Genomic DNA, 18,841 nt, shown 5'->3' with positions numbered 1-18,841 from the left:
ACGAGTGACTAGCGCGAGGTCGATGCGCGGTGCTCGATGTGGCCGGGGATCTCGATGCGTTTGGGCGCCAGCTTTGCGGCCTCGCCCACGGTGGTGGTAACGACGTCGATGCGCTCGGAGAGGCGCTCGACTACGCACTCGGCAATGGTAAGGGTGTCTTGCGCGGCCGTGGTGACGCCGCCAAAGAGCACGCGGTTCCAGGGGCAATCGTCAAACGTCGCGATTTTGAGACCCGCCGGCAACGAAGGTCCCAACTGCGCCAGGGCCTCGGTCAGACGCAGGAAGACCAAGCCGTTGACAGCGATAAGGCCGAGCTTTTTGCCTGCATAGCCGCGGATAGTCTCGTCCAAGCGACCGACGCCCGTGGCACCGCCATCGGCCAAGGTGACAACCTCACCCGCAAGGCCGCGTCGCGAAAGCTCATCGGTAAAGGCTTCAGCGCGCTCTCGACGCACGGGGCTATCGTCGCTTGCCTCGGTGAGCAGGCACAGACGCTCGCTGCCCGCAACGGCCAAGGCGTCTACCAAGCCGGCGACTAGCTCACGGTTGTTAGATGTCACCAGATCGACACCGCCGTCGGCAACATCGCGGTCAAGCAGCACAACCGGCAGACGTCCCGCTGCCGCGGCGATCGCCTCGTCATTACCTCCGCAGGTGTTGACGACCAGGCCGTCCACGCCGGCATCGATAAGTCTGGTGAGCGACTCCGCTTCCTTAGCGGAGTCGTTGCCACTAATGGCCGTCATGAGCGAGCAGCCGCGCGCGGCGGCGCTGGCGGAAAGTCCTTCGAGCATGGCGCTGGAGAACGGGTTGGCGATGTCGGCCAGGATCACACCGATGAGGTTGGTCCGCGAGCTGCGCAGATTGCGCGCGGCGGCACGCGGGCGATAGCCGGTGCGCTCGATAACCGCCGCGATGCGAGCACGGGTTTCCTCGGTCATTTGCCCGGGGCGGTTGTTGAGATAGCGCGAGACCGTGGCCGGACTCACGCCCGCCTCGGCGGCAATGTCCTTGATTCTCATCTGCGCCATAGCGCACCCCGTTTCCCAATGTCGGAAGTCTGAGCCATTTTAGGCATTTTTTAAAAATCTCGGTTGCAAAGCGCTGTAGGTGAGCAGCATCGTTTTTGCGTCTCGAGCAGATGCAATGATGGGCTAGTTATTCGAGTCTTTAGGCAGCTCAAAATAGTCGGGATGTAAGGCGATAACCGGGCCCTGCTCCTCGGGCATCAGGTGCAAGTGCGTCTCTGCCAGATAACTCGCCGCATCGGTATCGCCCCTCTTAATGGCCTCGAGAATCCGGCGATGCTGCCGACGAATCGGCTCCCAATCCAGGTCCTGCGACACCATACGCAACCAGTTGTATCGCTCAAAATGAGTGTTGACGCTCTTCATCCAATCCCACAACATGTGACGACCGGCAATCTCAAAACACGTCTCATGAAACAGGTTGTCCAGATCGAAAAAGCGACGCGTTTCGCCATGGTCGAGTGACTCAGACTCGGCAAGAATCTGCTCGAGCCGATGCTTTTGCTCAGGCGAGGCGGCCGAACAGCATTTAATAAGCACGCTTCTCTCGAGTTTCTCGCGCAAGAAACAGGCGTTCTCGGCGCGCTCCATGCTGATTTTTGAGACATAGGTGCCGCTTTTGGGACGCGTTTCCACCAGCTCCTGCTCACGCAGGCGCACAAAGGACTCGCGAATGGGCGTGCGCCCGATTCCTGTCTCCTTTTCCAGACCAATCGCCGAAAGACGCGTGCCGGGCTTGAACTCGGCATAGATGATCTTGGAGCGCAATGCGTTGTATGCCTGATCTTGCAAGCTCTGATAATGCTGGTGTTGTTCCATAAAGCCCTCGGATGAAGCTCACGGTTTGTCGAATATCACCCGTAATACTATCGCATCCCCTATCTCATCAGTTGCGGTGAAATAGGGCGCGCTCGCGTCGCCAGGATCACAAGAGCAAGCGGCGGCATCCCGAAACCCGGGACCCCGCCGCTGTTTTGCTATCGGATGGCGCAGGGATGCCCCTCCCAATGCACCAGGGGTTGACTAGAGCTCGCAGGCAACCTTGTAGCCATCGCCGATGGCGTCGCGGATGTTGCCGCACTTGTTGGCGTCACCCAGCACGTGGGTGGCAACGCCGGCAGCGGCAAGGTCGTCGGCCAGCTTGGTATTGGGACGATAGCCCATGGCAAGCACCAGCGTATCGGCACCGGCGATGGTGTGGACCTCGCCGTCCTTCTCGTAGCTGATGGTGTCCTCTGTGATTTCGGTCACCTTGGCCTCAGTCAGCACGTGGACACCCTTGGAGAGCATGCGCGTGATGAGCACCGCGCGACCGGCACCGCCCTCGTTGGCGGCGAGCGTCTTGGTCATCTCGATGACGGTGACATCGCGGTTGGCCGGCGACAGGTCGTTGACCAACGGGGCCAGGTAATCGGCCGTCTCGCAGCCAACGGTGCCGCCGCCCACAATGACGATCTTCTTGCCCGGGAAAGCCTTGCCACCCAGCAGGTCATCGGCCGTCATAACCTGCTTAAAGCCCTGCATGAAGGCCGGAGCGATGGGCTCGGCGCCATAAGCCAGGACAACCTCGTAGCCCGCGTAGTCGCGTTGAATGTCCTCGGCAGTAAGCTCGGTGCCAAATACGCACTTCACGCCGACCTCGGCCAGGCGACGGTACTGATACTTGATCACGCGGGTGAGTTCCTGCTTTGCCGGCGGAACGGCCGCGATGCGCATCTCGCCGCCCGGCTCATCCTGCTTATCCACGAGCACCACGTTGTGTCCGCGCTTGGCGGCAATGTAAGCTGCCTCCATGCCCGCAGGACCAGCGCCCACAACCAGCACGTTCTTAGCCTCGGCGGCAGGCTCGTAACCAGCCTCGTCGCGCTCCACGTCCGGGTTGACGGTGCAGGAGATGCGCTTGCCGAACATAATGCCGTTCAGGCAGCGCAGGCAACCGATGCAGGGGCGGATGTCGTCGGCGTTGCCGGCAGCGGCCTTATTGCAGAACTCGGCATCGCACAGATTGGCGCGGCCCATCATGCAGATGTCGGCAGCGCCGTCCTCGATCAGCTCCTCGGCGATCCAGGCCTCGTTGATGCGGCCGACGGTGGCGACAGGAATGTTGACGTGCTTTTTGATCTCGCGCGAGCAGGCAGCGTGCGAGGCCTGCTGGGTACCGGCGGCAGGAATCGCGGAACCGCGCTTGATGGTGGTGCCGCCCGACACATGAATCATGTCGACGCCGGCCTTCTCCAGGCGACGCGAGACGTAGATCATATCGTTGAGGGTCAGACCGCCATCGGTGTACTCATCGCCCGAGATGCGGACGTCGATGATAAAGTCCTTGCCGCAGCGCTCGCGAATCTCGGCGATGACCTCGAGCAGGAAGCGCATGCGGGCATCGAGCGAGCCGCCGTACTCGTCGGTACGCTTGTTGTAGAGCGGGGTCAAAAAGCCGCCGAGCATACCGTGGGCGTGCGCTGCGTGGACCTCAACGCCATCGACACCGGCCTTCTGCATACGCACGGCAGCGTCGCCAAACTGATGCGTGAGCTCGTGAATCTCATCGACCGTGATAGGACGCGGCGCCTCGCGGGCATAGGACGGGCCCACAAAGGATGGAGCGATCAGGCGCGGCGTGCCCGGAATGTTAAAGGCCATGTAGGCGGGGTGGAAGAGCTGCGGCATGATCTTGCAGCCATACTCGTGGACGGCCGCGGCGAGCTTTTCCCAGCCAGGGATAAACGTGTCGTCGTAGCAGCACATGTCACCCGGCAGATAGGTATAGGTAGGCTCGACCGTCACGACCTCGGTGATGATGAGGCCCACGCCGCCCTTGGCACGGGCACGGTAATGATCGACCAAATCGTCGGTCACATAGCCATGATCGGCCAGGTTGGTGGACACCGGCGGCATAAAGACGCGGTTCTTGACCTCGGTCGTACCGACCTTGATCGGGCTAAAGAGCATCGGATAGGCAGAGGACTCCATACAGGGTTCCTTTCGTTTGAGCCGCTCGGCGGCAGTTGCTAACGTACTTATCATATCAGTAACCGCGCAGCACCCGACCGCACGCGCTTCCCCAACTTCTGCTCGACCCATAAAAAGTTGCGGTGGAATACGGAGTAGATGAGGCCTTTGACAGCCAAAACAGTCCGTATTTCACCGCAACTGATGGGCGGGGTGGAATTGAGGGCTCAGATAGTCAGTCATGCCCTCATCCGCCACTCCCTCACCTACAGCGCGCCGTCCAGCATAAGGTTCACCTTGAGCACGTTGACCGTGGGCTCGCCGAAGACGCCCAGGAATCGGCCCTTGGTGCACTGGGCGATGATCTCGCGCACCTCGCCTTCGCTCTTGCCCGTGGCCTTCGCCAGGCGCGGGACCTGGTACTCGGCGGCATCGGGAGAGATCTCCGGGTCGAGGCCGGACCCCGAACACGTCACCAGGTCGACGGGCACAGCGTCCATATCAGCATCGGGGTTGGCGGCGCGGATCTTCTTCACGCGCGCATCTATCAGCTGCCGATACTCCTCACTCGCCGGGGACAGGTTGGACGGGGCACCATACGCCATGAGCTCGCCGTCTTCGCCTTCGACAATTGACACGTTCTGGATACGACCCCACATATGGGCTTCGCCATCGAAGTTCTGGCCGATGAGCTCGGAACCCACAACCTTGCCGTCAACCGTAATGAGCGATCCGTTCGCCTGGTACGGGAACGCAACCTGGGCGATGCCGGTCACGACGAGCGTATAGCCCAGGCCGCAGACAACGGTAAACAGCGCGAACACGCCCAGTGCGCGCGATGCAACACCTTTGAACATACAAACCTCCACTTACATAATGCCGCAGAACGCGAGCAGCATGTCGATGAGCTTGATGAATACGAACGGGGCAACGATGCCGCCCAGACCCCACACGAGCAGGTTGTGGGTCAGCAGCTGTCCGGACGGGACCTCGCGGTACTTAACGCCCTTCAGCGCGGCCGGGATCAGCGCGACGATAACGAGCGCGTTATAGATGATGGCCGAAAGAACCGCGGACAGCGGGCTTGCCAGACCAAGGATGTTGAGCGCGCCAAGGCCCGGGTAGATCGGCGAGAACAGGGCCGGGATGATAGCGAAGTACTTCGCCATGTCGTTGGCCACCGAGAAGGTCGTGAGCGAACCGCGGGTCATGAGCAGCTGCTTGCCGATACGCACGACCTCGATGAGCTTGGTGGGGCTGGAGTCGAGGTCGACCATGTTGCCGGCCTCCTTGGCAGCCTGGGTGCCCGTGTTCATGGCCACGGCGACGTCGGCCTGGGCCAGAGCGGGCGCGTCGTTGGTGCCGTCACCGGTCATGGCGACCAGGTGCCCCTCACGCTGGAACTCGCGGATCTTCTCGAGCTTGCCTTCAGGGGTGGCCTCGGCCAGGAAGTCGTCAACGCCGGCCTCGGCGGCGATTGCCGCGGCGGTGAGCGGGTTGTCGCCCGTCACCATGATGGTCTTGATGCCCATCTTGCGCAGGTCGGCGAACTTCTCCTTAACGCCGGACTTGATGATGTCCTTGAGGTACACAACGCCCAGCACGCGACAGTTCTTGGTCACGACCAGCGGGGTGCCGCCGGCCTTGGCGATGCGCTCGACGGCCTCGTCGCACTCCTGGGAGAACACGCCGCCAGCTGCCTCCACATAGGTGCGCACGGAATCGGCAGCGCCCTTGCGGATCTCATTGCCCTCGTAGTTCACACCGGACATGCGCGTTGCCGCGGTGAAGGGGATGAACTCCATACCCTTATCCTCGAGCGTGCGACCGCGCAGACCGAACTGCTCCTTGGCGAGCACGACGATGGAACGACCCTCGGGGGTCTCGTCGGCCAGCGAGGAAAGCTGGGCGGCATCGGCCAGCTCCGCGGGATCGACGCCATCGACCGGGATGAACTCGGCGGCTTGGCGGTTACCCAGGGTGATGGTGCCGGTCTTGTCGAGCATGAGGATGTCGACGTCGCCGGCGGCCTCGATGGCGCGGCCGGACATGGCCAGCACGTTGGCCTCGTTCAGACGGCTCATGCCGGCGATGCCGATGGCGGAAAGAAGGGCGCCGATGGTAGTAGGAGCCAGGCACACGAGCAGCGCCACGAGCGTGGTCACGGCCGTGGGGTTGTCCATGTCGTTAAGACCGACCGAGAAGCAGGAGTAACAATACAGGGCCAGCGTGACCAGGATAAAGACGATGGAGAGGGCCACCAGGAAGATCTCCAGAGCGATCTCGTTAGGGGTCTTCTTGCGCGCGGCACCCTCGACCATCGCGATCATTTTGTCCAGGAAGCTCTGGCCGGGCTCACTGGAGATCTTGACGATGATCCAGTCGGACAGCACCGTGGTACCGCCGGTAACGGCAGAGCGGTCGCCGCCGGCCTCGCGGACCACGGGGGCGGACTCGCCGGTGATGGCGGACTCGTCAACGGAAGCAGCGCCCTCGATGACGTCGCCGTCGCCGGGAATCTGCTCGCCGGCGCGTACGATCACCAGGTCGCCGCGCGTGAGCTCGGTGCCGGGAACGACGGTGAAGTGCTCCTTGTCCTCAACGGACTCGATGCGATGGGCCTCGACATCCTTCTTGGCCGCACGCAGGGAATCGGCCTGGGCCTTACCGCGGCCCTCGGCAAGCGCCTCGGCGAAGTTCGAGAACAGGTCGGTAAGCCACAGGATGACCGCGATGGCGACCACATAGTAGGTGGGCACACCCGCGTCCTGCACACCGAAAATGGAAGCGACGGCCAGGACGGAGGTCATGACGGCGGAAAGCCACACCAGGAACATGACCGGGTTTTGAATCTGGACGCGAGGATCCAGCTTGGCAAACGAGTCGCGGACCGCGCGGCCCATCATGTCTTTTTGCATAGTCATAAATCTGCGCCCTCCTTTACGCAATCATCTGGAAGAACTCGGCAACGGGGCCAAGCGCCAGGGCCGGGAAGAAGCTCAGGGCACCGATCAGCAGAACGATGAACACGAGCAGGAATACGAACATGCCGTTGGTGGTAGACAGGGTACCGGCGCTCTCGGCGACCTTGCCCTTCTTGGCCAGCGAGCCGGCGATAGCCAGCGCACCGATGATGGGCATGAAGCGGGCGAACAGCATCTCGAGGCCGAGCATGACGTTGATCCAGGGAATGTTGCAGTTCATGCCTGCAAACGCCGAGCCGTTGTTGCCGCCGCATGAGGTGAAGGCATACAGCGCCTCGGAGAAGCCGTGCGCGCCACCATTGTTGAGCTGGTCGGCAAGACCGGGCACCATGCAGGCGATGGCCGAGCACACCAGAATGGCAAACGGAGTTGCGAGACACAGAACCACCGCCCAGCGCATCTCGGTCGGCTCGATCTTCTTGCCCAGGAACTCGGGCGTGCGGCCAACCATAAGGCCGGCGATGAACACTGTGAGGATGGCGAAGCCGATCATGCCGTACAGGCCGCAGCCCACGCCGCCGAAGACGACCTCGCCCAGAGCAATCTGGAGCATCTGGACAAAACCGCCCAGCGGGGTGTAGGAGTCGTGCATGGAGTTAACCGAGCCGTTGGAAGCAGCCGTCGTAAAAGCGGACCAGGTAGAAGAGGAGGCGATACCGAAACGGCTCTCCTTGCCCTCCATGTTGCCGCCGGCCTGGCCGTCGGTCATCTCGATATTGACCGCTCCGCCATCGGCCAGCTGCGGGGTGCTCGCATGCTCGTTGACGGCGATGATGCCGGTGAAGATCACCAGCAGGATGAACATGGCGGCAAAGATGGCCTTGCCCTGCTTGGTGTTCTTGACGCCGATACCGAAGGCGAAGCAACAGGCGGCCGGGATCAGCAGCAGGCTGGTCATCTCGATGATGTTGGTGAAGGCACTGGGGTTCTCATACGGATGGGCGGAGTTCACGCCGAAGAAGCCGCCGCCGTTGGTGCCGGACTGCTTGATGGCGACCTGAGGAGCTGCGGGACCCTGGGGCAGGAACTGCTCGGTGACCACGCGCGCGCCCTCGACAACCTTGCCGTCGACCTTGACCGTGTCGCCCTCAATCTGGGCGCCGTCGATGACGCTCCAGCCGCCGTCTGCATTAGGCTGAACAGCGACGGGTTCTACGAGCTCAGCCTTCTGAGCCGGCTGGAAGTTGGAGATGACGCCACCGGCAGCCAGGCAGATGCCGAACACGAGGTTCAGCGGGATGAGCACATACAGGACGGTGCGGGTGAGGTCGACCCAGAAGGAACCCAGACCCTGCTCCTTGACCTGACGGAAGCCGCGGATCAGCGCGAACATGACCGCGATACCGGTGCCAGCGGAAACGAAGTTCTGCACAGTGAGACCCATGAACTGCACAAGGTAGGACAGGGTGGTCTCACCGGAGTAGGACTGCCAGTTGGTGTTGGTTATGAAGGAAGCAGCCGTATTGAACGACAGGTCCCATGACACACCCGGCAGGTGCTGGGGATTGCCTGGCAAGAAGGACTGAAGCGCCTGGAGTGCCACAAGAGTCACGAGGCCGATCCCCGAAAAGACCAGCACGCTCGCCAGATAGCGCCTACACCCCATCTGTTCTGCCGCGTCGATGCGAAGCAGACGATAGACGCCACGCTCCACAGGAGCAATCACAGGCGACAGGAACGTATGCTCACCATCCATGATATGGGCCATGAACCGACCGAGCGGAACGGCCAGGACGACGAGCACGGCAAAGTACAAGATGTACTGAATCGCAGCGTCCATAGTTTACGAATCACTCCTCATCAGAATGTAGATGTAATAGATAAGAAGTCCAATGCAGACGACTCCGATGATGGGAATGAGGATGTCCATTTACCGCCCCTTTCACACGCGGTCCGATGTCTCGGACGCCTGCCCTCGCAAGCGTCTGGGGACAGTAAACGCTTCTAGGGATTAAAGAGGCGTGAGGGCCGGGGCTCACGTCCTTAAGATGCCGTAAAGATGCAGGTAGAAAGCACTATTGCAGCTGCAGTGCGCCTATACTCGACCTCGCGAGCATACAGTGGTGTCCTCACCGCGTATGCACGCATGGACAACGCTTCAGAAAGGCTACGCTATGCAGCGCGACGCATCGGACACTCGCGTCAATCCAGACCTCATCCTCAAGGCAATTGAGAAAGACGAGGTCGCCGATGACACTCGAACCAGCCGGGGACACCTCAAGATTTTCTTTGGCTACGCTGCTGGCACAGGCAAAACCTATGCGATGCTTCAAGCCGCCCACGCCGCCAAGCGGCGAGGTGTCGACGTCGTCGCGGGATACATCGAGCCGCACGAACGTCCGGCAACTGCCCATCTTGCACAAGGGCTTGAGAACGTGCCCTGTAAACTCATCGAGCACAACGGCATTGCGCTCAGCGAGTTCGATCTAGATGCGGCTATCGAGCGCGCCCCTCAGCTCATCCTTGTCGACGAGCTCGCCCATACGAATGCGCCGGGGTCTCGCCACGACAAACGCTATCAAGACGTCGAGGAACTTCTACATGCGGGCATCGACGTCTATACGACCGTGAACGTTCAGCATATCGAGAGCCTAAACGACATGGTTGCATCCATCACCGGCGTTGTCGTGAGCGAACGAATCCCCGACCGTATCTTCGATGATGCCGACCAGGTCGAGCTCGTCGACATAGAGCCCGAAGACCTACTTGAGCGCCTTCGCGCCGGCCTCGTCTACCGTCCCGCACAAGCCGACCGAGCGCAACAGCATTTTTTTACCGTCGAGAACCTCACCGCACTCCGAGAAATCGCGCTGCGCCGCTGCGCCGATCGCACCGGTCACCTCACAGACGCCGCACGCGTGCTGGGAAACCGTGACTACTACACCAGGGAGCGTATCTTAGTCTGTGTCTCCCCGGCGCCGACCAATCCCCGCATCGTCCGTGCCGCCGCACGCATGGCGAAAGCGTTTCGCAGCGAGCTCGTCGCCCTGTTCGTAGAGAGCCCGCGCACGCAAGCCATGAGCGATGATGAGCGCGCCAAGCTTGCAGCCAATATCGCCCTAGCCGAGCAGCTCGGAGCACATATGGAAACCGTCTATGGCGACGACGTCGCGTTTCAGATCTCCGAGTTCGCGCGCCTGTCGGGTATTTCGAAGATCGTCATGGGGCGCACGGGCGAGCACAGCAGCGTCCGTCAGGCCCTCTTCGGCCGCAAATCTCTCGTAGAACAGCTCATAACATTCGCCCCGAATCTCGACATTTACATCATTCCAGACCAGTCGACTCCGCCCTCCCGACCCAAAGGACGCCGCCATGCGCTCGCCCTGCAGCCGCCCAGCAGCCGAAACGTGCTTCGCACGCTGGCCCTCTCTCTTGCCGCCACGGCGATCGGCACGGCTTTCCGCCATCTGGGATTTGCCGATTCCAGCATCATATCCCTCTATATCCTCACGGCCCTGCTGACCGCCGTCACCACGACGGGACGTATCTGCACAATCGTATCGAGCGTGCTCTCTGTAGTGCTTTACAACTTCTGCTTCGTCACGCCTCTGTTTTCGCTCGCCAGCTACGACCGAAGCTATCTGGTCACGTTCGGCATCATGTTCGCTACCGCTATGGTCGCCGGCGAGTTAACTGCGCGCATCGCCGACAACGCCCGTACATCCGCCGAGAACGCATTCAAAACGCGCGTACTCCTCGAAACGAACCAGCTCTTGCAGCAAGCCCATAGCGCGGAGGAGTGCGCCCGCGTCGCCATGAACCAACTCGTCAAACTGCTAAAACTCGACGTGGTCTTCTACCCCGCCGAACACGGCACGCTCGACAAGGCGCTCTATGAGTCCGCTGGCACCGAAAACCGATCCGCGTCGCTGCTCACCGACTACGAGCGCGCCGTTGCAACCTGGACCTACACCAACAACAAGCGCGCGGGCGCAAGCACGCGGACCCTGCCTGAGGCGCGCTGTCTCTACCTCGCGGTTCGCACCGGCGACAAGGTATTCGGTGTCATCGGTATCGCCCTGGAGGGGCGCGAGATCGAAGCCTTCGAGCATTCGATCGTCCTATCTATCGTAGGTGAATGCGCCTTGGCGCTCGAAAGCGACCGAGCGGCGCAAGAGCGCGAAGAGGCTGCGGTCTTGGCGAAAAACGAGCAGCTGCGCGCCAACCTTTTGCGCTCCATCGGCCACGATTTGAGAACACCCCTCACGGCTATATCCGGATCTGCGGCAATCCTTCGGAAGAGCGACGAGAAGCTCAGCCTCGAACAACGCTGCGATCTTGCCGATGCCATCTACGACGACTCCCTCTGGCTTATCGATACCGTGGAGAACCTCCTCGCCATCACACGCGTCGAGGACGGCACCATTCGCCTCAACTTAACATCCGAGCTTATCGACGAGGTCATCGAGGCCGCCCTCAGCCATGTCGCCCAAGCATCGCATGGACGCGCCGTCACCATCGAGCACACTGACGACATCCTGCTGGTACGCATCGACGTCCATCTCATCATGCAGGTGCTTACGAATCTCATCATGAACGCCTTCAAATACACGCCCGAGGACTCGACTGTCACCATCAGCGCATGTCGCGAGGGTGCGTTCGTCGTGGTGGACGTCGCAGACGATGGGCCGGGTGTGGCAGACTGCGACAAGCCTCATATCTTTGAGCGCTTCTTCACCTCAAGCGATACGCGGCCCGTGGATTCACGCCGAAGCATCGGCCTTGGGCTGTCGCTCTGCCGCTCCATCGTGGAGGCGCATGGCGGCGTCATCGAGGTTCGCGACAACCACCCCCATGGGGCCGTCTTCCGTTTTACCCTGCCCGCCGAGGAGATTGAGATTCATGAATAATGCCGCTAAGCCACGCATCCTCCTGGTCGAAGATGACCTGACCGTTCAAAACCTCGTTTCGACCGCGCTTGACCTCCACGGCTATGTCGTGAGCAAGGTTTGCAACGGCCAGGCCGCCATCATGGATGCGGTGTCGCACGGCCCCAGCCTCATCATGCTCGACCTCGGCCTTCCCGACATTGACGGTATCGAGGTCATCACGAAGATCCGAAGCTGGTCGGCAGTCCCCATTATCGTCATTTCGGCGCGCACCGAAGATTCCGACAAGATTGCAGCACTTGACGCAGGGGCAGACGACTACCTCACCAAGCCCTTTTCTGTGGATGAGTTGCTCGCGCGCGTCCGTGCGAATTTGAGGCGCTCCTCGATGGCGTCGAGCGAGTCGACAGAAGCGAGCACGTTCGACAACGGTCCGCTGCATATCGACTACGCCGCGGGATACGCAACGAAAGACGGACGCGAGCTCTCGCTCACCCCAACCGAGTACAAATTGCTCGTCCTTCTGGCGAAAAACGTCGACAAGGTGCTCACCCACACCTTCATCACCCGCGAGATATGGGGCACGAGCTGGGACAGCGATCTGGCGAGCCTGCGCGTGTTCATGCGCACCCTGCGCAAGAAGATCGAGGCAGACCCCTCTCACCCCAAGATGATTCAGACGCACATGGGTGTCGGGTACCGCATGCAGCGTCTCTAGCCCACCCCACAAAAGTGAAAAACGCCCCGCGAACGGATGCTCGCGAGGCGCTTAGATGTCTGGGCCTTACTTGATACCGCGGCCCAAGTCTTCGGCGATTTTGTCGACGCCTTTCAGCGCGGCGCACGTCTTTTTGTTGGAGCAATGCCCCGTGCAAACGCCACCCTGAGCGCAGTCGGCGCAGGTGCCCTTGCGGTAGATGCGCACGCATACCGCGACAAACGCAACGCCGATAACAGCCAGTACAACAATATCGATAGGTGCCATAGCAAGCCTCCCCTAGTTAACCACCACTTACTTTACCCCATCCTCCACCTACCAAAAAGGGACAGGTTTATTTTGGTCGGTTTTATCTGCGGAAACGCCACATCTCCCCCACCAAAAAGCCCGAGTGTCGCTGGGACACCCGGGCTCGTGAAAAGGGGCTAATCCTTATTCGGACTTAAGCGGAAACTGCGGCGGAAGCAGTGTTGGTCTCGTCCTCGTCGGTCCATGCATGTTTGGGCATGGGGCGGAAGATCTGGAAGAGCATCGCAACCAGCAGCACAATGGCCACAATCGTCCAGATACCAAATTGTCCAAGAACAAGCAAGTTGTAGAACTGGTTGATGAACAGGCCGATCACCCAAGCGAAGGCGCACTCGTAACCGATGGCGATCGCAGTCCACTTGCCGGAATCCATCTGGTTGCGGATGGTGCCAATGGCGGCAAAGCACGGAGCGCACAGCAGGTTGAAGGCGCCGAAGGCAACGCAAGCGCCCATGGTGGGGAACATGCCGGCAAACGCGGTCCACAGGCTCGGGTCGGTCTCGCCCGCGTCGGCGACGGACAGCAGCGAGCCGGCGGTGGCGACGACGTTCTCCTTGGCGACGAGGCCAGAGACAGTCAGCGCGGTGGCCTGCCAGGTGCTAAAGCCGAGCGGGGCGAAGATCCAAGCGACCAGGTTGCCCAGCATGGCAAGCACGGAGTAGTCCATAAACTCCTCGGGGATGCCGTCCATCGCAGGCAGGAAGCCAAAGGAACCGTTATAGCTACCAAAGTTGGAGAGGAACCAAACGACGACGGTGGACGCAAAGATGACCGTGCCGGCCTTCTTGATAAAGGCCCAGCAGCGCTCCCACACGTGCAGCGCCCAGGAACGGATCGCCGGGAAGTGGTAGGCAGGAAGCTCCATGACAAACGGGGTCGGACGGCCGGCGAAGAGCTTGGTCTTCTTGAGCATGAGGCCCGAGGCGATGACGGCAAAGACGCCCAGGAAGTAGAAGAGCGGGCTGATCCACGCGGCGGTGGTGGAAGAATCGCCGATGATGGAGCCCATGAGCAGGGCGATGATCGGCAGCTTAGCGCCGCAGGGAATAAACGTGGTGGTCATGACCGTCATACGGCGGTCCTTCTCGTTCTCGATGGTCTTGGTAGCCATGACGCCGGGGACACCGCAGCCCGAAGACACGAGCATAGGAATGAAGGACTTACCGGACAGGCCAAAGCGACGGAACACGCGGTCCATGATGAAGGCGACGCGGGCCATATAGCCGCAGTCCTCCAGGAAGGACAGCATCACGAACAGCAGGAACATCTGCGGGACAAAGCCGAAGATGGCGCCCAGGCCGCCGACGATGCCGTCACAGACGAGCGAATCGACCAGGCCACCGTCCTCGGTGCCGCCCGCCACAAGGGCGTCGTGGACCATGGTGGTAATACCAGGAACATAGGGGCCGTACTGTGCCGGGTCGACCGAGTCGGCATTGTCGCCCGCAGCCTCGACGGCCGCGTCGTAGGCGTCGCGGCCCTGACCGAGCACGTACCAACCGTCGGTACCGAAGAGCTGGTCGTTGGTGAAGTCGGTCACCGTGCCGCCCAAGGTAGAAACGGCGATGTAGTACACGCAGAACATGATGACCACAAAGATCGGCAGGCCCAGGATACGGTTGGTAACCACGCGGTCGATCTTCTCGGAGGTGCTCATCTTTGCCGGAGCCTTGGTGAGGCACTCGTCAATGATGTGGGCAATCACGCCGTAACGCTCGCCGGTGATGATGGACTCGGCGTCATCGTCGCAGTCCTGCTCGCACTGAGCGACCAGACCTTCGACGCGAGCGGTCTTCTCCTTGGTGAGGTTGATGAGCTTGCAGGCGTCCGCATCGCGCTCGAACAGCTTGACAGCGTAGTAGCGGCGCTTGTTGGCGGGAACGCTCGCCGGCAGATTGTTCTCGATGTGGTCCAGAACGTCCTCGATGGAGGAATCGAACTTGTGCTCCGGCACCTGGCCCTTGGAAGCAGCGGACTTCTTGACCTGCTCGAACAGCTCCTTGATGCCCTTGTTCTTAAGGGCCGAGATCATCATGACCGGACAACCGAGCTTCTTGGAGAGCTTGTCCGTGTCGATCTTATCGCCGTTCTTCTCGACCAGGTCGGCCATGTTGAGGGCAACGACCACGGGCAGGCCGGTCTCGATAACCTGAAGCGCCAGGTACAGGTTACGCTCGAGGTTGGTGGCGTCGACCACCTGGACGACGACATCGGGCTCGCCGCTCATGAGGTAATCGCGCGAGCACTGCTCCTCAGGGCTGTAGGGGGAAAGCGAGTAGATGCCAGGGAGGTCCGTGATGGTAACGTTCTTGTCGCTTAGGAGCTTGGCCTCCTTTTTCTCAACCGTGACGCCGGGCCAGTTGCCAACGTAGCCGTTGGCGCCGGTGATCAGGTTGAAAAGCGTGGTCTTGCCGCAGTTGGGGTTACCCGCCAGCGCGACATGGATCTGAGAATCCGCCATTCAATCCTTCTTCCTTGTGTGCCTGCGCTGCTTTCTCCGCGCAGGCTGGATAATGTGCTTTAAAGTTGCTGCATTAAGTTAGAAAAACCTAACTTTATCTGCAGATATATGCGCCGCGAGCCCTTACTGAACCTCGACGACGGCAGCCTCCTCCTTGCGGATGGAAAGCTCGTAGCCGCGCACGTTGATCTCGACCGGATCACCGAGCGGTGCAACCTTCACGACCTTGAACGAAGTGCCCTTGATGAGCCCCAGGTCCATAAGGTGGCGGCGAAGCGCACCCTCACCGTGAAGCTTGACGATGGTGGAGCTCTCGCCCACCTTAACGTCACCCAACGTCTTCATCCTCTTGTCCCCCTTTCGGTTTTTATGAAATGCTGCGGACTAACCGACGGTCATGATGTGCATGGCAACCTTGGAATCGATACCAAAGCGTGCGCCCAGCACCGTGACGATGATATTGGCGCCACTCGAGCTCACCACGTGAATTTCGCTGCCCTCGACAAAGCCGAGGTCCTTGAGGTGGTGCTTCATATCCTCATTGCCCTTTACACGAGACACGCGCACGGTTTCGCCCGCTTTTACCATCGAAAGCGGCATTGCCGGCATCTGCGGTCCGCAAGACATGAGTGGCTCCTAACGTCAGTTCGTCCTCAACATCGACGCGGTAAAAGTTAACCACGCCTATGTTTGCTTTAGTAAACTAACACGTGGTTAACTTTTTGGAAAGGGTCCCCATTCAGATTTCGAAAAAGTTTCCTATACGAAACAAAAAGGCGCGGCAAAGAGCTGTCCTTTGCCGCGCCTTGTCATGCTTAGAGCGAGAGGTTTCTGATCGACGTAACGCAGGAAGCCTCGTCTACGCCCGAAACGCGAAAGATGATGTCCTCGCCGCACTCGCCGTAGAGAGCCATGAGGCCCATGACATCGCGACCGTCGGTATGGCGGTCGCCGATGCTGACCGACACGTCGCTACGGTGCTTGGCAATGATGTCATAGAGCAGCGCAACCGGGCGGGCGTGTAGTCCCAACGGATCTTTAATCGTCTTTGTAAACTCGACCATGTCCCCTCCCACGACATCACACATTCGGCCGGCAAACCCAGCCACGTGGTAGTTATTGTAGCGTTAGATGTTTATCGAGGGCCCCTCCGGATACCCCGTGGTCAAAAAGTGGCAAATATGAGTACTGTCACAAATTTAGTAGCAGCAAAATCGAGAGCAAATTGCCTAGCTTGAGCGATTCGAAGAGGTTGAAAGCCGTCAAACGCCCTTTAAAGGGAGTTAGATAAATCGATTTTGAGCCCATTTTCGCTCAGAGCAGGCCGAAAAATATGGCACTTCTTTTGCAACAGTACTCATATTTGGCATTTTTTGACCACGGGGGCCAAAACCATGCCCCAAAACACAAAAGGAGGGGCCTCGTAAGGCCCCTCCTTAGGAAAGGGAATCGATTTATTCCACAGCCGCAGATTAATCCTAGCCGCTACTCCATCATATCGAGGACGGAAGGGCGAAGCTCGTTCTCGGCGGCCTCGGGATCGGTCTCGCGCAGGCGGTTGATGTAGCGGTTGTACCACATCACGGCAAGGCCCAAGAAGACAACCACGCCGCCAACGTTGTAGACCAGCGTCAGCCACAGCGGCTGATCGAGCGGAATGGTGCCGCAGATAAGCACGAAGCAGAAGACCACAAGCAGGAATGCGGCAACGACCAGGCCAAAGCTGCGCGAACCCATGCGGAAGCCACGGGGAGCGGCGTCAAAGTTCTTGCGCAGCATAAAGTAGGCAAGCAAAATCAGCAGCGGTGGGAGCAGAGCGGTGGCAGCAGTCATGTTGGTGACGATCATGAGCAGGTCGTCGAGGTTACCGGAGCCCAGGGCCGGAATGATCAGGATGGGGACGACGATGGCGAACTGCAGCCAGGCAGCGCGGGCAGGAATGCCGTGCTCGTTGAGCTCGACGATTTTGCTACCAAAGACGCCCTTGGGGATCTCGGTGAAGAAGACCTTGATGGGAGCGGAGGTCCACATCATGAGGGAGCCCAGCGTGGCGGCGAGAAGGATCAAGCCGATGGCGCGCGTAGACACTTCCATGGGAATGCCAAAGTGGGCAAAGACAGCGCCGAATACGTCGAAGATACCGGTGGAGATGGCAACGCCGCCCTCGGGGATGAACAGGTTAACCAGCAGCGAAGCGCCTGCATACAGAAGGCCGATGGTCAGGCCGGCGATAACGACGGTGCGCACGAAGGCCTTGACGCCACCCTTAAGGTCGTTAAGGAACACGCCGACAGACTCAGCGCCGCCAACGCCCTGGATGATCCAGGCAAGCGTACCGAAGAAGCCCCACGCAGTTGCGAAGTTGCTCATGTCGGGAGCCATGTTAGCGGGAGTAGGAGCCGTAGCGAACTCAACGCCGCCAAAGGCAGCAGCCAGGGACAGTAGGATGAACACGGCGGTCAGGCCGAGAGCCGCGGTCGAACCGAAGGAGGAAATGGAGCCGATCCACTTAGCGCCCTTGGTCGAAACCCACGTGGCGATAGCAAAGACGACGATCTCGATAATGGTGATCCACAGCTGCGAAAGCTCGGCGTTGGCACCAAAGAACACGTAGCTCGCGTAGATGATGACGTTGGGCAGGACGGACGCAAAGAAGAACAGGTTAACGAACCAGTAGCTAAATGCCGTCAGGAACGCCCAGCGACCACCCATCGAGGTCTTAACCCATGCGTACACGCCAGACTCGGAGTCCTTGTTGAGGCCGACGAACTCGGCGGTAACCAGGGTATAGGGGACAAAGTACAAAAGCGTGGCGAAGAAGAACGACGGCGCAGCTGCCAAGCCGATGGCCGCGTTGTTGTTGATGATGTTCTTGATACCGAACACGGCGGCGACCGTCATGCCCAGCAGAGCGAACGAACCAATCGTTCCTCGTTTTTCAGAGCTCATAAGCCCTCCCAATCATCTGTTAAATGTCATCTAAAACCGTCCGAGCTGCAAGTGCAAACACGGACGGCGCACCTGCTAAGGGGAATGGGGAAAAGGGAGTCAACAAAGCCATCCCCCTTAACGGCGCGAAGCAAACGTCCAGGCGGACGAATACTACTTGTTGGGGAAGGAATAACCTTCGACTGTCACGTGCAGTACCACGACGCGGGGATCCGCGGCATCGGCCACGACACGGTAGGCCTCGTCAATTTCGACGACGGCAACGCCGCCGGTGGGAATCGTCACGGTCTCCCCCGTACCCTCAAAGCGCTCGCGATCATCGATATCGCTGTAGGCGCGCGTACAGGTAAGATCGGCCTTGGAAGCCACCTCAACGGTCAGATTGCCGTCGAGCGGGGCGAGCACGGCATGGTAGCGACGGTGACCGACCAGATCGGCAGTAGCCGCCTCGTGGGCGTTCACCCACCAATACACCAGCGAGTCGCCGATAGAGTACGCCACATCGTGCTGCAGTTCAGAAACGCCGTCGAGTGCCTGACCGGTACGCATCCACTTCTTGACGGACTTCATCTGGGCGTCGAAATCGGCACGCGAGTTAAAGATATGCATGA

Annotated in this window: 15 protein-coding genes; 2 read left to right on the top strand and 13 right to left on the bottom strand. The window is 60.2% G+C overall.

Annotated features, from left to right (window positions below):
- Nucleotides 1-8 precede the first annotated feature (8 nt).
- From FGQ61_RS03500 to kdpA, 6 genes are all read right to left on the bottom strand, one after another.
- Nucleotides 9-1,031, bottom strand: coding sequence for a LacI family DNA-binding transcriptional regulator (locus FGQ61_RS03500; protein ID WP_138374586.1), 1,023 nt, complete (start codon nucleotides 1,029-1,031; stop codon nucleotides 9-11).
- Nucleotides 1,032-1,154: 123 nt separating this feature from the next.
- Entirely contained in the window at nucleotides 1,155-1,847 is a 693-nt protein-coding gene (locus FGQ61_RS03495) for a GntR family transcriptional regulator (RefSeq protein WP_138374585.1), read from the bottom strand.
- 204 nt (nucleotides 1,848-2,051) lie between these two features.
- Nucleotides 2,052-4,001 carry an NAD(P)/FAD-dependent oxidoreductase gene (locus tag FGQ61_RS03490; RefSeq protein WP_138374584.1) on the bottom strand — a complete coding sequence of 650 codons (1,950 nt, stop codon included), beginning with the start codon at nucleotides 3,999-4,001 and terminating at the stop codon, nucleotides 2,052-2,054.
- A 245-nt stretch (nucleotides 4,002-4,246) separates the two neighbouring features.
- On the bottom strand, nucleotides 4,247-4,837 hold the full coding sequence (gene kdpC / locus FGQ61_RS03485) for a potassium-transporting ATPase subunit KdpC (protein ID WP_138374583.1): 591 nt from the start codon (nucleotides 4,835-4,837) through the stop codon (nucleotides 4,247-4,249).
- A gap of 12 nt (nucleotides 4,838-4,849) precedes the next feature.
- Nucleotides 4,850-6,904, bottom strand: a complete 2,055-nt coding sequence (gene kdpB / locus FGQ61_RS03480; protein WP_138374582.1) for a potassium-transporting ATPase subunit KdpB — start codon at nucleotides 6,902-6,904, stop codon at nucleotides 4,850-4,852.
- A 16-nt stretch (nucleotides 6,905-6,920) separates the two neighbouring features.
- Complete coding sequence (gene kdpA, locus FGQ61_RS03475) at nucleotides 6,921-8,744, bottom strand: potassium-transporting ATPase subunit KdpA (protein ID WP_138374581.1); 1,824 nt, start codon at nucleotides 8,742-8,744, stop codon at nucleotides 6,921-6,923.
- Between the two features lie 334 nt (nucleotides 8,745-9,078).
- On the opposite strand from kdpA, the gene FGQ61_RS03470 reads away from it, so the two are divergent.
- Nucleotides 9,079-11,814 (top strand): sensor histidine kinase, encoded by a 2,736-nt coding sequence (locus tag FGQ61_RS03470; RefSeq protein ID WP_138374580.1) that lies wholly within the window; start codon nucleotides 9,079-9,081, stop codon nucleotides 11,812-11,814.
- Complete coding sequence (locus FGQ61_RS03465) at nucleotides 11,807-12,511, top strand: response regulator (protein WP_117583373.1); 705 nt, start codon at nucleotides 11,807-11,809, stop codon at nucleotides 12,509-12,511. The genes FGQ61_RS03470 and FGQ61_RS03465 overlap by 8 nt, the downstream gene beginning before the upstream one ends.
- A 66-nt stretch (nucleotides 12,512-12,577) precedes the next feature.
- Here the strand turns inward: FGQ61_RS03465 and FGQ61_RS03460 are convergent, their stop codons facing one another.
- From FGQ61_RS03460 to FGQ61_RS03430, 7 genes are all read right to left on the bottom strand, one after another.
- Complete coding sequence (locus tag FGQ61_RS03460) at nucleotides 12,578-12,778, bottom strand: hypothetical protein (RefSeq protein ID WP_006234772.1); 201 nt, start codon at nucleotides 12,776-12,778, stop codon at nucleotides 12,578-12,580.
- Between the two features lie 175 nt (nucleotides 12,779-12,953).
- Complete coding sequence (feoB, locus tag FGQ61_RS03455) at nucleotides 12,954-15,281, bottom strand: ferrous iron transporter B (protein WP_138374579.1); 2,328 nt, start codon at nucleotides 15,279-15,281, stop codon at nucleotides 12,954-12,956.
- 123 nt (nucleotides 15,282-15,404) lie between these two features.
- Nucleotides 15,405-15,626, bottom strand: a complete 222-nt coding sequence (locus FGQ61_RS03450) for a FeoA family protein (RefSeq protein ID WP_006234774.1) — start codon at nucleotides 15,624-15,626, stop codon at nucleotides 15,405-15,407.
- A 39-nt stretch (nucleotides 15,627-15,665) separates the two neighbouring features.
- The gene (locus FGQ61_RS03445; RefSeq protein WP_040358815.1) at nucleotides 15,666-15,908 is read right to left on the bottom strand and encodes a FeoA family protein; all 243 of its coding nucleotides are present in this window, start codon (nucleotides 15,906-15,908) and stop codon (nucleotides 15,666-15,668) included.
- Between the two features lie 188 nt (nucleotides 15,909-16,096).
- The gene (locus tag FGQ61_RS03440; RefSeq protein WP_022094361.1) at nucleotides 16,097-16,345 is read right to left on the bottom strand and encodes an HPr family phosphocarrier protein; all 249 of its coding nucleotides are present in this window, start codon (nucleotides 16,343-16,345) and stop codon (nucleotides 16,097-16,099) included.
- A 421-nt stretch (nucleotides 16,346-16,766) separates the two neighbouring features.
- Nucleotides 16,767-18,230 (bottom strand): amino acid permease, encoded by a 1,464-nt coding sequence (locus tag FGQ61_RS03435; RefSeq protein WP_117563668.1) that lies wholly within the window; start codon nucleotides 18,228-18,230, stop codon nucleotides 16,767-16,769.
- A 153-nt stretch (nucleotides 18,231-18,383) separates the two neighbouring features.
- A complete protein-coding gene (locus FGQ61_RS03430) occupies nucleotides 18,384-18,839 on the bottom strand; it encodes a NanQ anomerase/TabA/YiaL family protein (RefSeq protein WP_117563669.1) in 456 nt (151 codons plus the stop codon).
- Nucleotides 18,840-18,841: the final 2 nt, after the last annotated feature.

Source organism: Collinsella aerofaciens (assembly GCF_005844325.1).
Lineage (GTDB): Bacteria > Actinomycetota > Coriobacteriia > Coriobacteriales > Coriobacteriaceae > Collinsella > Collinsella aerofaciens_G.
The sequence above is the reverse complement of the archived record's forward strand: the minus strand, read 5'-3'. Positions and strand labels throughout refer to the sequence as shown.